The 14,945-nt window shown below is 62.2% G+C and carries 22 protein-coding genes; all 22 read right to left on the bottom strand.

Annotation, left to right across the window (positions count from 1 at the left end; genetic code table 11):
* Position 1: 1 nt before the first annotated feature.
* Positions 2-295, bottom strand: coding sequence for a hypothetical protein (locus WYO_RS00780; protein ID WP_007557856.1), 294 nt, complete (start codon positions 293-295; stop codon positions 2-4).
* A gap of 2 nt (positions 296-297) precedes the next feature.
* On the bottom strand, positions 298-1,047 hold the full coding sequence (locus tag WYO_RS00775; protein ID WP_007557853.1) for a PD-(D/E)XK nuclease family protein: 750 nt from the start codon (positions 1,045-1,047) through the stop codon (positions 298-300).
* Positions 1,048-1,241: 194 nt separating this feature from the next.
* Positions 1,242-1,610 carry an HNH endonuclease signature motif containing protein gene (locus tag WYO_RS29460; RefSeq protein WP_085985762.1) on the bottom strand — a complete coding sequence of 123 codons (369 nt, stop codon included), beginning with the start codon at positions 1,608-1,610 and terminating at the stop codon, positions 1,242-1,244.
* Positions 1,611-1,703: 93 nt separating this feature from the next.
* Positions 1,704-3,671: a DNA-directed DNA polymerase I gene (locus tag WYO_RS00765; RefSeq protein ID WP_007557847.1), complete on the bottom strand. Its 1,968-nt coding sequence runs from the start codon at positions 3,669-3,671 to the stop codon at positions 1,704-1,706.
* Positions 3,672-3,760: 89 nt separating this feature from the next.
* Positions 3,761-3,991, bottom strand: a complete 231-nt coding sequence (locus tag WYO_RS00760) for a hypothetical protein (protein WP_007557844.1) — start codon at positions 3,989-3,991, stop codon at positions 3,761-3,763.
* Positions 3,992-4,264: 273 nt separating this feature from the next.
* Positions 4,265-5,578, bottom strand: coding sequence for a VWA-like domain-containing protein (locus tag WYO_RS29200; protein ID WP_007557842.1), 1,314 nt, complete (start codon positions 5,576-5,578; stop codon positions 4,265-4,267).
* A gap of 195 nt (positions 5,579-5,773) precedes the next feature.
* On the bottom strand, positions 5,774-6,022 hold the full coding sequence (locus WYO_RS00750) for a hypothetical protein (protein WP_007557841.1): 249 nt from the start codon (positions 6,020-6,022) through the stop codon (positions 5,774-5,776).
* 409 nt (positions 6,023-6,431) lie between these two features.
* Positions 6,432-7,637 (bottom strand): hypothetical protein, encoded by a 1,206-nt coding sequence (locus WYO_RS00745; protein ID WP_128754893.1) that lies wholly within the window; start codon positions 7,635-7,637, stop codon positions 6,432-6,434.
* A 13-nt stretch (positions 7,638-7,650) separates the two neighbouring features.
* On the bottom strand, positions 7,651-7,938 hold the full coding sequence (locus WYO_RS00740) for a hypothetical protein (protein ID WP_039901848.1): 288 nt from the start codon (positions 7,936-7,938) through the stop codon (positions 7,651-7,653).
* Entirely contained in the window at positions 7,935-8,708 is a 774-nt protein-coding gene (locus tag WYO_RS00735) for a hypothetical protein (RefSeq protein WP_007557834.1), read from the bottom strand. Before WYO_RS00735 ends, WYO_RS00740 begins: the two co-directional genes overlap by 4 nt.
* 1 nt (position 8,709) lies before the next feature.
* Complete coding sequence (locus tag WYO_RS00730) at positions 8,710-8,967, bottom strand: hypothetical protein (RefSeq protein WP_007557832.1); 258 nt, start codon at positions 8,965-8,967, stop codon at positions 8,710-8,712.
* Positions 8,968-9,024: 57 nt separating this feature from the next.
* A complete protein-coding gene (locus WYO_RS30565; RefSeq protein ID WP_007557830.1) occupies positions 9,025-9,288 on the bottom strand; it encodes a hypothetical protein in 264 nt (87 codons plus the stop codon).
* Positions 9,288-9,842: a hypothetical protein gene (locus WYO_RS00725; protein ID WP_007557828.1), complete on the bottom strand. Its 555-nt coding sequence runs from the start codon at positions 9,840-9,842 to the stop codon at positions 9,288-9,290. The genes WYO_RS30565 and WYO_RS00725 overlap by 1 nt, the downstream gene beginning before the upstream one ends.
* On the bottom strand, positions 9,839-10,117 hold the full coding sequence (locus WYO_RS00720; RefSeq protein WP_007557826.1) for a hypothetical protein: 279 nt from the start codon (positions 10,115-10,117) through the stop codon (positions 9,839-9,841). The genes WYO_RS00725 and WYO_RS00720 overlap by 4 nt, the downstream gene beginning before the upstream one ends.
* A gap of 70 nt (positions 10,118-10,187) precedes the next feature.
* Positions 10,188-11,195, bottom strand: coding sequence for a hypothetical protein (locus WYO_RS00715; RefSeq protein ID WP_007557824.1), 1,008 nt, complete (start codon positions 11,193-11,195; stop codon positions 10,188-10,190).
* Between the two features lie 78 nt (positions 11,196-11,273).
* Positions 11,274-11,459, bottom strand: a complete 186-nt coding sequence (locus tag WYO_RS30560; protein WP_007557822.1) for a hypothetical protein — start codon at positions 11,457-11,459, stop codon at positions 11,274-11,276.
* Positions 11,459-11,773, bottom strand: coding sequence for a hypothetical protein (locus WYO_RS30555; RefSeq protein ID WP_007557820.1), 315 nt, complete (start codon positions 11,771-11,773; stop codon positions 11,459-11,461). The genes WYO_RS30560 and WYO_RS30555 overlap by 1 nt, the downstream gene beginning before the upstream one ends.
* 278 nt (positions 11,774-12,051) lie before the next feature.
* Positions 12,052-12,192 carry a hypothetical protein gene (locus WYO_RS31335; RefSeq protein ID WP_165486531.1) on the bottom strand — a complete coding sequence of 47 codons (141 nt, stop codon included), beginning with the start codon at positions 12,190-12,192 and terminating at the stop codon, positions 12,052-12,054.
* Between the two features lie 81 nt (positions 12,193-12,273).
* A complete protein-coding gene (locus tag WYO_RS31330) occupies positions 12,274-12,441 on the bottom strand; it encodes a hypothetical protein (protein WP_007557816.1) in 168 nt (55 codons plus the stop codon).
* A gap of 316 nt (positions 12,442-12,757) precedes the next feature.
* Complete coding sequence (locus WYO_RS00710; protein ID WP_007557813.1) at positions 12,758-13,123, bottom strand: hypothetical protein; 366 nt, start codon at positions 13,121-13,123, stop codon at positions 12,758-12,760.
* Between the two features lie 68 nt (positions 13,124-13,191).
* Positions 13,192-13,512 (bottom strand): hypothetical protein, encoded by a 321-nt coding sequence (locus tag WYO_RS00705; RefSeq protein WP_007557811.1) that lies wholly within the window; start codon positions 13,510-13,512, stop codon positions 13,192-13,194.
* Between the two features lie 8 nt (positions 13,513-13,520).
* Entirely contained in the window at positions 13,521-13,778 is a 258-nt protein-coding gene (locus tag WYO_RS30550) for a hypothetical protein (RefSeq protein ID WP_007557810.1), read from the bottom strand.
* Positions 13,779-14,945 lie beyond the last annotated feature (1,167 nt).

Here is a 14,945-nt window from a genome sequence, read left to right as displayed (position 1 = left end):
CTCACCTCACCAATGCGAATTTTGCCAAGATCAGATCCGCGTCGATGTGAGTGTTCCACATCGGCACATTGACCGCGATCAGATGTTCAGGTGCCGGCTTTCCAGCGGTGCGTGCCTTCAGGCCCTCATCCACCAGCGAGTACCAGAACATCAGCCGGCGGCTGGCTATCTCCGGCATGATCATCATTTCCACGCGGACGATGATCACGTTCTGCGGGATGAACTTCTGGAGTACATCGCATAGCGCGGCGCAGAATTTCTGGTCGCCGAAGTTATCGACCGCGAACCCAGCCATCGCTAATCCTTCGGATTGTGCTCGCACGACTTCACAGGGCACCATCCGCAAAGCCCCGAAGGCCGCGGAGGGAAGTTGCTGGTCTGAACATCCTTGGTGTAGCGCGCGACTTCCGGCAGGATCTTCGTCCAAAACTCGGACATCTGATCACGGGTCACGTCGAGAGTGGTCGTCGCGTCCGGCTTGAGCCAGACGTAACAGGTGCGAACCTTCTGCACCTGGGGGTAGTGTGCGAAGATCATCGCGGCCGAGATCACGAGCTGGTCACTCTCGCGGTCGCTGACCTTGCCGGTCTTCCAGTCGTACAGGAGGGCCGCCGGCCCCAGGATTTTAGCCACGTCGATCTTGGCGCGCAGCCAGACCATCTTGGTCCTGTCCATCCACTCGGCCGGCTGGAAGTCATCAGTCATGGCGAGCTGCTGTTCCGGCAGCAGGAGCCCACCGGTTCGCTTCATCCACGCCTCGGCGTTGGCGTCGCCCTGGAGCACCTTCCCGGCCGCACCCTCAAGGTTCATCTGGAGGGTGGACTGGAGGTGTGCCGGGATAGGTGTTCCGCGGAACAATCGGTGTTCCATGGCTTCGTGGACGGCATTGCCGAACTGGATGTGTTCGTTCTCCCCGCCCTCGGACCACTTCTTGGCCAGATCGACTTCCGCGTGCCGGCGGGCACAATCGCGCCAGTTCTTGAGCTTGCTGTAGCTCCAGGCGACGTAGCGGGGGCGGTGTCGTGTGGTGGTCGCGGTGAAGGCCATCAGTTGCTCACAGCTCATAGGGCGGTACCCGAAGACAACGCCCGAGTATTACGTAATAGATCTATTCTTGACCGTCAAGTCTTTGGCGGATTTGCTTCAATTCTCTGCGAAGCCGCACGATCTCCATGTGGTGGACCCAGTTGCCGACCATCAGGCATGCGATGCAGACGGTGATATATGCGATCATTTTCGCCTCACAGATGCGAGTAGCAGCGTCCCTTGAAAATATCGCAGACCATCTGCTCGGAGATGCCGTACTTCGCAGCAACGATCCGCCCGAGCACTTTACGCTCGCGCAGTTCACGAATGTCACGGATCGCCCAGGCGTCTAGATGGTCGCCGTTGTGAACGGCATCAACTGCGTTCTGGCTGGGCGTACCCCAGTACAGGTTCGACAGACGGTTGTTCCGTGTGTTGTCGCTTTTATGGAGACCCTGCATACCGTCTTGTCTCGGACCCACAAATGCTTCCAAGACGAGAACATGGACTTTGGCGTCCCTACGATGGCCTTGATTGCAAAGGCTAACAGTCGCGTATTGTTTGCGACGACATCCAGTCCACATAGGCTTGAGCGGCTTACGAGAACCAACTCTACGCACGAGCCCGGCCCTGCTTACTTCGTAAGGCCAACCCTCAATTTTGCGCCAAGAAGCCATTTACTTAGCCTGCCCATATGACAGCCCAACACCAGCCTCGGCCGCCAGGGGCAGCGTAGGCCCCCAGAACGGGCGTTCGTGCATGATGGCCAGCAGGGTGTCCCGGAAGTCCTTGGCGAACCCTGTGGGCTCCCCAGCGCTGTTGACGCCGCCCGGCACCACGTAGACCAGCTCGTCGTGCGCCTGGAGCGCCAGATCCACACCCGTCCGCATGCGCACCTTCAGCATCGCCTCGGTGTTGCAGCACCTGGCCAGGTGCTGGACGATGTTCTCGTAGAGCTTGCCGCCGAACAGGCGCTTGTGCATGCGGCCGGAACGGAACTTCCACTCCAGGCCCTTGTCACCCGGCACCTGCTCCAGCTCGGGATAGAACAGCGGCAAGCCGGTGGGGCCGATGATCTCGCGATCCCCGAATGTCATCGGGCCGAACTGGAACCCGCTGTTGCCACCCTGAAGCAGGGGGATGTTCTGCTGGAGGGTGCGCCACGCTTTGGGCACGGCGGGCGCCATGCCGTGCCGGTAGCCGTTGACGATGGCCTTGCTCTCGTCCTCGGTCAGGATGATCTCGATCTTGAGCTGAAGCCGGCTGTCCTTGCGGACCTGGATCATGTAGCGGAGCCAGCCCATGCCGAAGCCCAGGCCCAGGATTGCCTGTTTGCCGACGAACCGCTCCGGCTTGTCGCTCTTGGTAATCGTGCGGTGGTAGATGTGATCCGTGGCAAACAGCGAGTACACATCGTCGCCGCGCTCGAACGCATCGACCAGCGCGGATTGCTCGTTGCGGATGATAGCGGCGAGCCACGCCGCGATGCGCGCTTCGATCTGTGAGGCGTCACAGGTCACGACAACGTAGCCGGCTGGCACCTCCAGGCTGTCGCGGAGCCTGCCACCGCGGGTCAGGTTCTGGCAGTTCAGCTTCCAGTCGCCAGACAGGCGGTGGGTGTGGGCACCGCTGTACTTCAGAGGCACCGGCATGCTGCACGGCGTTTGCCGTCCCTGCCAATCCAAGCGGGAGATGTTGATGAACCGCTCGGTGCGGCTCTCCTCGATGGTGGACTTCACGCCGACGCGGGCGGCTGCCAGCGTCTGCACCATCGGGTCTTCGTGCTCCAATAACTCCGCGAACCCCTGATCCGCCTTCGCAAAGGCGTAGGTGGGCTTGCCGGTGGTGAGGCTGATCTTCATCGGGGGCTCCACCCCCAGCTCGCGCAGCAGATCCGCGAACTTGTCGTTGGACATCAGGGCAGGGGCCTTGCCCCATTCGTCCACCTCGACGCCAGCCGTTGCCAGGAGTTGCGCCTTGTCGGCACGCACCTGGGCCAAGTGTTCGTGCAAGATCTCCTCGTTAAGCACGAAGTGCGGTTTCACGGCGCAGCGCAGCACCGTGTCCTTCACGAGGTATTCCTGCCGGGGGAACAGAGGGGCGAGCCGCTGATAGATGCCATCGCACAGCACGGCGTCGTTGAGGGAATACTGGGAGTAGCGTTGGTAGAGCCCGGCAGCCTTGATGTCGGCCAAGGTCATGCCGTCCACGCGCATGACCGTGTCGCCTTTCTGGCCGAGCCCCAGGTGCTCTGAGATCTTGGCGAGCGACACGAACCCGACCTTGGGTGCCAGCAGCGCCTGGGACATGCCCATGGTGTCCACCATCAGGTCGGGCACGAATCCGAACCGCCAGGCCAGCAGTGACATGTCAAACAGGGCATTGTGCGAGAGCATGACGATCTTCTCGCCGAGCGCCCGGCGCTCGTTCAGGCGGGCAAGGAACGCCTTGAACTCCAAGCCGCCCTCGACCCAGTATGGATCGTGGAAGTTCGAGCCGCGGCCCTTGTCGATTACGGCACAGCCGATCAGCTCAAAGCGTTCGTCAAGTATGTATTCGACCGGCGTCATCTTCTTGAGCGTGTATCCGAGCTTAGTCGAATAGAAGCTTTCAAAGTCGAGCACGATGTAGTTGGTGAACGTCACTTGACGGCCCGCCTCTATTGCATTAACTATTCGCTCGGCCCTGGCGGGGGCCGCTCATGGTGATCCTCGGTGAGGGAGCCCGGTACACTTTAATCGGTGTGCCGGGCTTCTTTTTTGTTCCGCGGAACAATCTGCTTCAGGTTGAAGTCGTGCATGATAGCGGAAGCATCGTCATGCCGCCGCACCACCGCCTCCAGGTAGGCGTCGAACACCCGGTTGCAGAACTCCAGAGCGTAGTCGATCTGGATCACACCATCCCGCAGGCCCTGATCGAACGCCAGGGTCAGCGGGTGCAGCATCGCGTCGGTGACAGGCTTCATAGCGCGGCGCTCATGTATCGGTAGAAGATGCAGAGAATGAGGAAGACTCGCATGGTTCCTTGTCGGCAAGCCAACAGGCTAGTTCTAGTGTTGTCTTAAACCTCCCTACGTCGTCCATGGCGGCTCTGAACCACGCAACATATCTGCATCCCCAAAAGTGTCCTCCGTCCTGCTCATAGTCGTACACTTCATATTTACTTGTTCCATCAGATACAGTGAGAACTGGATAGCCACATTCCCATTCCGGGTTCCATTGCGCATCCGCCAACCGCATCACTCGGCCTGCACCGGCACGTGGACGACTTCGCCGAACGGATACTTGACCCGACCATCCGTGGTGCTGCCCCAGATCACCTGGTAGGGCGGCGGCGCCTCCGGAAACCTGCCGTATCCGTCTGTCAGGTAGATCAGCGCCTCGGGCTCCTCACCCAGCTCGGCCAGCCCGTCGAACACCGGGCGGAAGTCGGTGCCGCCCCGGCCCTTGGCGCCGGCCTTGTGCACCCGCTCGATGTCGGCGTAGCAGGTGATCTCTTCCCAGCCGTGCACCCGCGTGTCGCACCAGGCGAACAGGATGCGCTCGGGCTCCATCTCCTCCAGGACACCGGAGACCTGGTTCATGAACGCCGTCACGGTCGGATCGTTGACTGACCCGGAGCTGTCGCCGACCAGCACGAGCAGCCGGCACTTGAAGCCGCGCCGGCCGGGGGCGAACACCGGATCGTCGCGGGTGATCATCCGCCTGTCCGGCATCCGCCAGTCGTATCCGCCCGTGCCCACGGCACGGTCGAGCATGGAGCGAATGATGTCGCGGTAGCTGGTCTGCGTGGTCTGAAGGACACCCAGCGCGGTCTTCAGGTTCTGCGATAGCTTCCCCTGCGCGTCAGCAGCCTCCAGGGCGGCCTGGATCTCAGCCTGCCACCGTTCCTCGTCGCGCTGGTCCATCGCCTGCTGGGGCTGCTCAGCGGTGCCGGCGCCGGGCGGCAGATGCTGGTCGAACCCAGGCTTGGGGGCGCCCTGGCCAGGGCCTTGGCCGGACTGCGGATCGTCCTGCTTGTCGTCGCTCTCCTGGTCCTCGTACATGCCCCGGTAGATGTCGAGCACGGACATCTTGGTGCTGTACTTGTCGGCATCCTGGAGACCTTCGATGGTCTCGGGCGGCGAGGTGCCGATGCCGCTCTCGATCAGCATCTTGTCGATGAAGGTGTCGGCGGCCCGGCCGAACAGGTTGAAGTCGAACGGCAGTTCCTTACCGTCCTGGAATCGGATTTTGCCGGTGCGGGCCAGCTCGGTCGCCAGCCCCGAGTGCCGGAACATCGCGTGGCTGATCTCGTGGGCGGTGATGAACACCCGGTCGCCCAGCGGGCGGTTCAAGAACCCCTCGGGGTTCACGATGATGCGGCTGTCGTCGGTGGCCGCAGTCGGCACGTCTCGGGTCCAGACGGCTTGGTCGCCGTCCGCGCCGGTCATCATGGAGTACATGATGTGCGAGAACATCGGCGCCTGGTAGAGCAGGGCGGTGCGCGTCTCGGCCCAGGCTTCACGTTGCTTGGGTGTGAGGCTCGTCGCTGGAATTAAATTGAGCTTCATTGGCGGGTTCCTTGTCAGCAAGCCAGCAGGAAAATTCTAAATCAGTTAAGTCTTTAAGAACAACCGTAAGCCTTGTGTAAATAGAATATGAAAAATTACCCTTCCATTGCCTGATGCGAAAAGTATACCTTGAAGTCTTTACGTAACCGACTTTGCTTAGTCTGGCATCGCTCCACTCCACATCTGCCAACCGCATCACCCATCCCCGACATCGATATGCGTGGTGCCCCGGCGAGAGCTGATGTGCCGGAGCTTGATGTCGTAGCCCTCCGGCAGCGCCATCCCGAGCTGTACGTTGAGCCCAGTGCAGACCCGCTGCATGATCTCAGCGACGGCACGCCGTTGGTCGGGGGTGAACCCCCCGTTCATCGTGTACAGCTCCAGCACGAACTGGGATGTGCTGGAGGTATCCTTGGCGAGGTTGTCGATGTCGTTTTGGTTCATGAGCCCTCAGCGAGTATTCGTTTGGCGTGGCGAGCGTCGTGGCTCAGACTGAGCTTGAGAAAGTCCTGAGTGCCTTTGCAGTACACACCAGGAGCTGCCCCACAATCGGGGCAGCCATATTGCAGGGTACGGAAGTTGAGATAGACATTGACCATGTCTTCCGAACCATAGCTTGGCTTCGGTACAGGTGGCATGCCGCCCATTCACGAGCCCTCCGCAAGTATCCGCTTTGCGTGGCGGGCAGGGTGAATACGGTTGCGCTTCTTACGACGAGCAGGCTTACCGTTGTTCGTCGTATCGGTTCGGCAGCGAATGCCTGGGTCGGCACCGCATGCTGGACACCTGTATTTCAAAGCGTCCAGCTCTTTGATCACAGCCATGATTGTTGCCATTGTTGTTCCCGGAACAACTAGCGCTTGGCACGCAGCTTGGAGATCGTGACCATCAGCGTGCCGTTACGCTGGCACCACCCATCCATCGCCGACGTGTTCAAGATGTTGCGGTCTCGGTTGCATGCGGCGTCCGCGAACAGCACCGAGAACTCCTGCGGGAACCGGTCGAGGTAGGCGACCATCTGGCCGATGTTGCCGACATCGACACGGGCGGCCAGCGAGTACGCCACCAGCATCTGGGCGTCGGCCCGCACCGGCACCGGGGTGCCCAGCGGATCGGCCAGGATGTCGGCGAGCGAGGGCAGCTCGTACTCCAGGCGAATGAAGCTCATAAGCTGCGCCGCCGCTGCCGAGCCGATGTAACCCTGTGCATCCTGCTGTGCAGCGTTGTCGTGGGGGAGCTTGCCGGCATGCTCACCGGTCTTCTCCGCGAACTGCATCAGGTGGTTGATGCACATCACGAACGAGCGCGGCGTCGGCCACGGTCCTTGCACCTCCGGGGCGTCGGCGGTGATGATGTGCCAGTTGCTCTCGGCGAAGGCCAAGGCCAGCGGCGGCATACCGACCGCCATCGCCCACGCCTTCCAGCTCTCCAGATCGTCCTCGATCTTGATCTCGCAGCGGCGGTTGATCAGGTGGTCGAGGTCACGGGTCGAGCCCGAACGATCCGAGCGGAGGTTGCCCGCCATCCACACGACCCAGCCCGGCGGCAGGGTGTGCGGCCCGCAGCGGCCGGTGAGCGCCATCTCGCCGATGATCTTTTTGATGTCGGGGTCGGCCTTGTCCTCTTCGTCCAGGAACAGGACACCACCGTCGTAGTCTTCCAGCGGCAGACCTTCGCTGGTGTACCACCAGAACGGCCGGGTGAAGAACGAGGCGGCGTTGCCCTTGGCATCCTTCGACGGGATCAGGTAGCCCACGGTGTCGGCCGGGGTGAGCGTCGGGCAGGAGATGTAGCTGTAGCCCATCCGCTTGCCGAGCGCCGCGCCGATGATAGCGGGAGCGCTCTCGATCACCGTGGTCTTGCCCCGACCGGGCTTCGACCGCAGCGTCATGCAGTTGCCAGCATTGTAGTACCCGACGAAACGGTCGGCGAAAGTATTCAGCTTCATGTGATCCTCGGTCTTGGCGGATTTAATTAAAAATGAACCGTGAACGGCGATCTGCTGTATGCCAGCAATACTGCCGCGATTATTCCAAGCAGGACCATTAACCCTGCCCAAGCCTCATTCGACATCAACCTTCCTTTCGGCCAGGCAGATGCCAGAAGCAGTTGCCGGCATCGAAACCTTTGCTCGCGTCGTGTCTGCGGAGGCAGTGACCTTCCGGGCACTCGCCCATGTCGGTCACGAACTCCGCGAACTCATCCCAGCGCGGATCGTGCTTGAGCCCGGCACCGCCGACCGTGGCGTAACCCCTGCGATTGGGGTTGTGCACGACGGCGCGGATGTAGGCCCACGCCCGATAGGTCGCCGTGTTCCGCAGCCCATGCTCGGGGGGCCGTCCACGCTGCATGGTGCTCACTCGTCGTCTTCTTCGATGTCGTCGCCCGTGCCGATGCCCAGGTAGCCGCGCAGGGCCTCGACCAAGGCGCGAGCCTCGGTCAGCATCCTGTGGCGCACCGACGCCTCCTGGCGCAGATCCTTGATGTCGATGCGGGCGAACTCGGCCATGGCGGCGAACCGCTCGATGTTGCGGTCCTGCTGGACGTTGGCCGCCCGCAGCACGCGGGCCTTGTGGGCGACGGAGAGGTTCACACTCTCGCGGACCAGCATGCGCTCGCCCTTGAGCGGATTGGCGATGTAGCCGTGGTAGGCCGTCCACCGATCCAGGGATCGCGAAGCGGCGCTGTGCAGGCCGAGCAGCAGCTCCTCCATGCCAGCCTCGTAATCGCGCACGGCGCCGTCCACGAGCAGGCGGGTGAAGCCATGGCGGAAGCGGTCGGGCAGCGCCTCGAACGGCTCGGCCGCGGGCACCGGCTCGTAGCGGATGCCGATGGAGAACTCGCTGGCGGCGTCGGGGGCGATGCCGGCAAGCTGTTGCTTGAGCCCAGCGAGCCCCTTGCCAGCGGTCTCCACCAGGTCCGGCACCATGAACATCGGCACCGCCCGGCGCCTGCCGAATGCGATGGAGTTGTCGTGGAAGGCGCCTACGATCTCGCCGTGCAAGTTGGTCAGCGCCTTGCGCTGCTCCTTCGACAGCCCGTCGCACTTGAGGCGGTTGGTGTCGCGGTGGGTCAGGGTGATCAGGACGAAGCTGCGCCGCAGCTCGTCCAGCAGTTCCATCCGTTCCATGTCAGGCGGCCTCTCGGGTAATCTGTTCCGGGGAACAACTGTTCTGCGACAGGAGCTGCGCCAGCGCCTCGGTGCTCCTGACCCAGTAGGTCATGGTGCGGGCGTCGCCCTGCGCGTCGATGCAGGGGAACTCGCACACCTGGATCAGCGGGTTGTCCAGCCGATCCTGGTAGAGGTCGAACACCCGGTCGCCCTTGCCGTACAGCGTAGCGGCCTGGCCCATACCGGATCGCTTCCAGGGGATGTCGGTGATGCGCATGGCCTGGTCCTCGGAACAACTAACTAGGGGTATTACGTAATACAGTCAAGGACCAGACTAGAACTCACCCCATTCGTTGAAAAACACTTGGCACTTGTCCTGAAGCCAGCATTTGAACGCCAGTTCGCCGGCATCTACTACGCGGCCAACATCCGGCGCCGTGAACGCGTAGGTGCCCTTTGCCGGCCAGTACGCTGCACTCACAGTCCGCCCTAACCGGTGGCTGCCATCTTCTGACAACGTGTCGAACCGCGCTGTCCAGAGTTCAGCATGTTGCCCTTGCGGGGCGCTTTTACGCCATTGCACCTCATCGGGCCGCATCACCCCCTCCGCTTGAACAGACGGGCCAGGAACCCCAGACGCTGCGCAGGGCGGCCCGTGGGCGGCGCCAGCCGCGCCAGAGCCAGGGAAGCCGCCGCTTCGTCCTCACGCCGCTGGACGGCCTTCTCTCGCGCCAGGAGGGCACGCTCGCGTTCGGCCAGTTCGTCAGCCCAGGTGCCCAGGTCGCCGCGCGCCTGGGTCAGCCCGGCGTGGATCTTCTCGATGGCCGCCACGAAGGCGCTGGGGGCAGGGGCGTCGGTGGTGATCGGCATGCCGAGCGAGCGAGCCAGGCGCCGGGTCAGCGCCAGGGTGTCGTCGGCCAGGCTGATGATAGCGGGCTCGGGCTGGTCTTGAGGCTCCGGGGCAGGGGCGCTCACCACCGGGGCCAGCACGACGCTGGGCTGCGCGGGAGAGGGGGCCTTGCCCTTGCGCTTGACGGGCTGCGCGGATGGCTGGGGTGCGGTGAAGGGCTCGGCGCCCAGATCGAGCAGATCGTCCAGGCTGGCGTGACCGTTGGTGCCGGCGTGGTGGGTGGTGAACGTGGCGGTGTTCATTTGACTTGCTCCATGCGCCAGCACTTCAGTTCGAGCGGCGTCATCTTGTGAGTGTGCAGGTTGTCGAGAAAGTCTGCCGGGTCTTCACCGGACCAGCGCGGCTGCGCGCCGTGCTCATAGGCGGTGTAGCTGTAGACGGTCGGCACCACCGGCACACCGCTCGGGGTCAGCCGCGCAAACCGCACCAGGATGTACAACGTCTCGCCATCGTACAGAACCTGCGAACGCTCGGCGCTCTTGTTCTGCAAGGTCCAGGTGATGTCGCTCAGCCGCACGGCGCCGCTCCCATGAAAAAGGGGACAGGCTGAGCCTGTCCCCTATACCGCTCCGTCACAGTCCCGCCGCTCAGTCCTCGGTGGCCGGGGTGATCTTCTTGTCGAGCTGGAGCTTGACCCGGTTGATCAGCTCGTAGGCCCGATCCACGTCGGTGTGATCGAAGCCGGCACGCTCGTCGCTGCCGTCGCGCAGCTTGGTGATCTTCTTCATCACCGCGGCCAGCTCGTCGCGGGCGAACTCGTCCAGGGTGCGCTCGTCCTCGCCGGCCTCGGGCTTGACCAGGAGCTGCTTGATGGCGTCGTTCGAGAGCGGCTTGGACTTCTCGTCGGCCTTGATCGCCTTGAGCTGGGCACGGGCGAAGATCTTCAGCGAGGAGTAGGCGGACTTGCCGGTCTCGGCGCGGGTCAGCTTCTCGTTGATGAAGGTCCGCGCCTTGGACAGGATCACCGGGGCGTTGCCCTTCCAGTCGGCAGCGCCGAGCTTGGCGAACACCCGGAGCGTGGCGACCTGGGTCTTGTCGTCCTTCTCGGCATCCTTGTCGCCGGAGGCATCGACCTGGGCTTCGACCTTGGCCCGGCGGAACGCGGCGTAGATCATCGCCACGTCATCGCTGGAGGGGGCGGCCGAGATGGTGCCGTTCTTGGCGGCTGCGCAGACCGTGACGGCCAGCTCACCCAGCGAGTTGGCACCCTGGCCGGCAGCCGCACCCAGCTCGGCGACGGTGGCCATCAGGCCCTGCATCGCCTCGTCCTGGGCGCCGCTGTTGGAGCCCACACTGGCGTCGGCGGGCGGCGCACCGGTCGGGTTGTCCTTGGTGACGGTGCCGACCGGCGGCATGTGCGGGGCGATGGGCTCCGGCTTGGTGGCCTTGGCGGGCTTCGGCGCCTTGGGCTCGGGAGCCTTGGTGGTGTCGGAGGCGGGCGGCGCGGCCGGGGCGGTCACGGGCGGCGTTGGGGTCGGCACATCCTGGTTGAGCTGAGCGGGTGCCGGGGAAGCGTTGGCACCGGGCTGGCCAGCGGCCGGCGGGGTCGGGGCGTTGGGAGCAGCGGGGGCACTGGCGAAGGCATCGGTGCGCATTGATTGTTCCTCGGAACAAGTGAGAGGTGAGAGTTATAGGGACGTGCGTTCACGACGCAAGAGTCCCCGCGAAGTTTTTCAGGTCTGTGATGTATCGGCAGGCGCCAGGGTTCCGACCCGGCAATGTCCCTGCCAGATCGAGAAGCAGAACGCCCCGTCGCTGGCGACGTGGCGAATGTAACGGGCACGCGGATGGGTCACGCGGGCCGTGCGGGCGTCGCGGATTGCCTGCATCAACCCTGCGCGGCTGCGCAGGTAGAGCATCAACTGACTTTCGATTTTGTGTGGCGCTCGGTCAGGGCTTCGGCAGTAACTGGCCTGCCCTCAAGTAGTCGGACCAGAGTGCTGTAATCCATCACCTCGATTGCGGCTGGATACAGCGCAGTTTTCCACTGTTTCTTGCGAACGATGTCGCGGTACAGGGCGACTTCTTCATCCACTAGTGCATTGATCCGCTTGACGATGCTGTCCTTCAACTCGGCAGCTTCGCGGTTCAATGCTTCTTTGCGGGCCTGGATGTCAGCCGCACGCCTAGCGTCGGCCGGATCGAGGCCCGGTATTTTGTCAGCCCAGTTCATATGCCCGTTCCCTGGCGGGGGAGGTTGTTCCGGGCATAGATGGAAAAGGTTAAGCTTAGATACAAGCGCAATTGTTTGTTACTGCACGTTGTCGCAGCAACTATGGTGCACCGCAGCGGACGCGCCATCGAGTAAAGCTGAGCTATATCAGGGGCTTAGGTCAAACTACGTATTTGCGAACAGGTGCCATGCCCGGCACCTGCATCCTGACATGATTTGCAAGGCGGAACAACTATCGGGCCAGCGCGAAATGATAGCGTAATTGTTCCGCGGAACACTTAGGGCCAGAGCAGGAAGCCCATGAGCGCCCAGAACAGGAACGCGACACCGCCATAGGCGACGATGACCACGAACAGGCCGGGCGCATTGGCCGGGGGCGGCAGATCGGAATGCGGCGGCATCACAGGGAACTTCGGCATGGCGGGTCTCCGCGGATTGGTCCGCGGAACAACTATAGCGCTGTGGCTGTGCATGTCGAGGGCTCCTGTCCGAAGTGGCGATTACGCGAACTCGGCCCGCAGCTCCCGAACGTCGTAGCAGGAGAGCGCCGCGAACGTAACGATGGCCTCATGCAGGGTGCAGGCTTTCGTGACGGTGAGCAGGGTAGGGGGATGGTTGCGCCCCTGGCGGTGGAAAATGCAGATCTGACGGGGCTTGGGCATGCGCATGGGTCAGGCTCCTGTTCCGCGGAACAACTTAGGCTACAGCGCACTTGCGCTCAAGGTCCGTCATCCCGACGCCGCCGCAGATCGGCCCGTCATAGATAACCTGGTGGGTGCCAGAACCCTGGTGGGGCACCAGCTCGATCAGTACACAATCCACGCCAGCAGCGCTGACGTAAGCCGTAGACCGGCATCCGCCCGACCACGATGCAACGTAGCCGGTTATGCCGGAAGACTTGTGACCCAGACGGCTGGCCTCGCCGCGGGCGCCCTGAACGGTGCCAATGAAGTGTGCCATGTCGTGTACTCCGGTGATGGATGGTCAGGCGGCGAAGGCGATTGCGGGTGGGCCGGCAACCTCGATCCCGCGCTTGCGCAGGGTGGCGTCGTAGCCGTGCTCTAAGACTTGCTCGAACGTGCCGCGGTGGGCGAAGCGTACACGGTCAGGCGCCCAGCTCCGGCGAGCCAAGATCCACTCGCAGAGCACAGTCCAGGACACCCAGCGGGTCAGGCACTGCGCGCCGCCGTTGAAGTAGAACGTCACCGCGTAGCGGGTGGGATCTTCGACGCTGATATCCACGCGGATGGCTGTGACGGGCTTGAGCCGGGCATAGCGCAGCACGGGCCGCAAGCCTTCACCCTGCATGAGGACGTTGCGGCACAGATCGGTGACACGGTTGAGCGACATAGCGGATGGCTCCTATGTTCCATGGAACAATATTATGAATAAGTTCCTAGACCGTCTGTTACGTAATACTAGGTCAGGGCCGGGAAGCCGGCAACCTGGTTCTGGCGCACCTCCAGGAAGCACCGGGCGACGATGGCACGGGCGTCGGAGATGTAGCCCAGGCTGTGCAGCGTGCGAGCCGCGTTGAGGTGGGCCAGCGCACGCTTGATCCGGGGCAGGTTGCTCGGGTCGGCACGCTTACAGGCAGACATGAGCTTGCCGATGCTGCTGTTGAGGTGTGCGGCGAAGGCGTCGTTGTCGTGGCGGATCACGGTCGCAACCGCGTGGTGGATCGGTCGCGGCTCGGGGCCGAAGAAGTTGGCGAAGTGACGGGCGATGGTGCGGAACATGATGGGCCTCAATCTGGAGTGTATTCGAGGGTGAGGGAATTCTGGCCATCCGGTGAGCGCACAGTGATCGAGCGCTTGCCGAAATGGCTCATGCGATATGCCGACTTCGGAAACAGATCGATGAAGCTGGCAGCATGATGTGGTTGAGCGATCTCGCGGATGGCCGCCTCGAACGCTCCAAACTTTGTGGCGGAATGCCCGATTGCTGGCGCAGACAACTCTGGGCCTGAAAGCGTCACTCTAAAGCTCTGGCGGATGGCTGGCATGATCGGCACCTCATTTGGGCCGGGCGAACTGTCCGAACTTTCAGGCAGTCGGGTCGGCACACTTGTTGGCCGTTTTTAGTGAATTGAAGGGGCGCGTTTTGGCTGCACGCGGCGCAGGGGCAAACTCGTTTGCGGATTGCTAATCGAAGTTCTAATTGATGGCGTAGTTGGGTGGCGATTATCAATTAAACAGGGTGGTGAAGTGGGCTAAGTGCCTGGTAGCGTTAGGAAAAGTATTTGGCGGATTGCTAATTGAAATAATTGATCGGGGTCTGGAGATAAGACATAGCATGCGGGAGGGTTGCCGGCCGGGGCGCGGCGGTCCAGCGGCGGAGATCGTCACCAAAACGGCTGCGCGTCCTCCCTGAGGGTTTCTATTATCAATTATATCAATATATATATATCTATTAAAGTTAGTAACTAAGGGGCTAAACCCCTGTCAGAACAGCAAAAACTTGCCGTCCTAACCGCCCAGTGTTCTATTTTTGTCACAACAGTTGGCTGGGCCAAACCGACTTTCCAAACGTAATTGATAACGGCAGTAAGTTTGCCGTCCACGCAACTTACCCCTTCAAAAACTCATTCTAGTTTTAGGGCGTTTCTAAATCAGGCACGAATGTCTCCATACCTGCCCAAAACGCACCAAAAACTAAAACAAGTTTTGGGGGCATTCTAAACGCGTAGTTTTGGGGCGCCGCAGATGGCGGTCCGCGACGCCCCCAAATATTGTGGTTTCTAACCACCCTCGCGGATGGCTCATCCAAAACCGGCGCTTTCGGCGCTCAAGTTTTGGGGATCGGGTAGAGTGTAGTTTTCGCCATTCCAAAACGCGTCACTTCCGCAATCGAAGTTCTTAGCGGTTTGGCAGCTACTCGCTACCCACATCCGTCCTTGTTGCGCGGCCAGGGTGCCTCGGAGGCTTCTATCCCTGACGCTTCGACACTACCCCGCCGAGCCCCGAGCCTGCCGAAGCAGACGTAGCCGGGTTGATGCGTAGGGTGCGGTCGCGCCGTGGAGATCAGCCGGCCTTTCGCCGGTCACGTCTCACACGCTCCCCTATTGTGGCATCCGGGGGAGACCGGTTCGGGAGGCTGAAGTCCGCCGCCCTACACCCTTGCCGGCCGGTGCCAGTGAATTGATGGGGGGTAGGGGTGGGGTGGGGTAGGC

Source organism: Methylobacterium sp. GXF4 (assembly GCF_000272495.1).
Taxonomy (GTDB): Bacteria; Pseudomonadota; Alphaproteobacteria; order Rhizobiales; family Beijerinckiaceae; genus Methylobacterium; species Methylobacterium brachiatum.
Note: the sequence above shows the minus strand (reverse complement) of the source record. Positions and strands in the feature narration are given on the sequence as shown.

What these genes read in the sequence shown, in the direction of transcription:
- WYO_RS00780 (WP_007557856.1), bottom strand. Translation starts at nt 295, where the DNA reads ATGGCTGGGTTCGCGGTCGATAACTTCGGCGACCAGAAATTCTGCGCC.
- WYO_RS00775 (WP_007557853.1), bottom strand. Translation starts at nt 1,047, where the DNA reads ATGGCCTTCACCGCGACCACCACACGACACCGCCCCCGCTACGTCGCC.
- WYO_RS29460 (WP_085985762.1), bottom strand. Translation starts at nt 1,610, where the DNA reads ATGTGGACTGGATGTCGTCGCAAACAATACGCGACTGTTAGCCTTTGC.
- WYO_RS00760 (WP_007557844.1), bottom strand. Translation starts at nt 3,991, where the DNA reads ATGAAGCCTGTCACCGACGCGATGCTGCACCCGCTGACCCTGGCGTTC.
- WYO_RS29200 (WP_007557842.1), bottom strand. Translation starts at nt 5,578, where the DNA reads ATGAAGCTCAATTTAATTCCAGCGACGAGCCTCACACCCAAGCAACGT.
- WYO_RS00750 (WP_007557841.1), bottom strand. Translation starts at nt 6,022, where the DNA reads ATGAACCAAAACGACATCGACAACCTCGCCAAGGATACCTCCAGCACA.
- WYO_RS00735 (WP_007557834.1), bottom strand. Translation starts at nt 8,708, where the DNA reads ATGGAACGGATGGAACTGCTGGACGAGCTGCGGCGCAGCTTCGTCCTG.
- WYO_RS00730 (WP_007557832.1), bottom strand. Translation starts at nt 8,967, where the DNA reads ATGCGCATCACCGACATCCCCTGGAAGCGATCCGGTATGGGCCAGGCC.
- WYO_RS30565 (WP_007557830.1), bottom strand. Translation starts at nt 9,288, where the DNA reads ATGCGGCCCGATGAGGTGCAATGGCGTAAAAGCGCCCCGCAAGGGCAA.
- WYO_RS00725 (WP_007557828.1), bottom strand. Translation starts at nt 9,842, where the DNA reads ATGAACACCGCCACGTTCACCACCCACCACGCCGGCACCAACGGTCAC.
- WYO_RS00715 (WP_007557824.1), bottom strand. Translation starts at nt 11,195, where the DNA reads ATGCGCACCGATGCCTTCGCCAGTGCCCCCGCTGCTCCCAACGCCCCG.
- WYO_RS30560 (WP_007557822.1), bottom strand. Translation starts at nt 11,459, where the DNA reads ATGCTCTACCTGCGCAGCCGCGCAGGGTTGATGCAGGCAATCCGCGAC.
- WYO_RS30555 (WP_007557820.1), bottom strand. Translation starts at nt 11,773, where the DNA reads ATGAACTGGGCTGACAAAATACCGGGCCTCGATCCGGCCGACGCTAGG.
- WYO_RS31335 (WP_165486531.1), bottom strand. Translation starts at nt 12,192, where the DNA reads ATGCCGAAGTTCCCTGTGATGCCGCCGCATTCCGATCTGCCGCCCCCG.
- WYO_RS31330 (WP_007557816.1), bottom strand. Translation starts at nt 12,441, where the DNA reads ATGCGCATGCCCAAGCCCCGTCAGATCTGCATTTTCCACCGCCAGGGG.
- WYO_RS00710 (WP_007557813.1), bottom strand. Translation starts at nt 13,123, where the DNA reads ATGTCGCTCAACCGTGTCACCGATCTGTGCCGCAACGTCCTCATGCAG.
- WYO_RS00705 (WP_007557811.1), bottom strand. Translation starts at nt 13,512, where the DNA reads ATGTTCCGCACCATCGCCCGTCACTTCGCCAACTTCTTCGGCCCCGAG.
- WYO_RS30550 (WP_007557810.1), bottom strand. Translation starts at nt 13,778, where the DNA reads ATGCCAGCCATCCGCCAGAGCTTTAGAGTGACGCTTTCAGGCCCAGAG.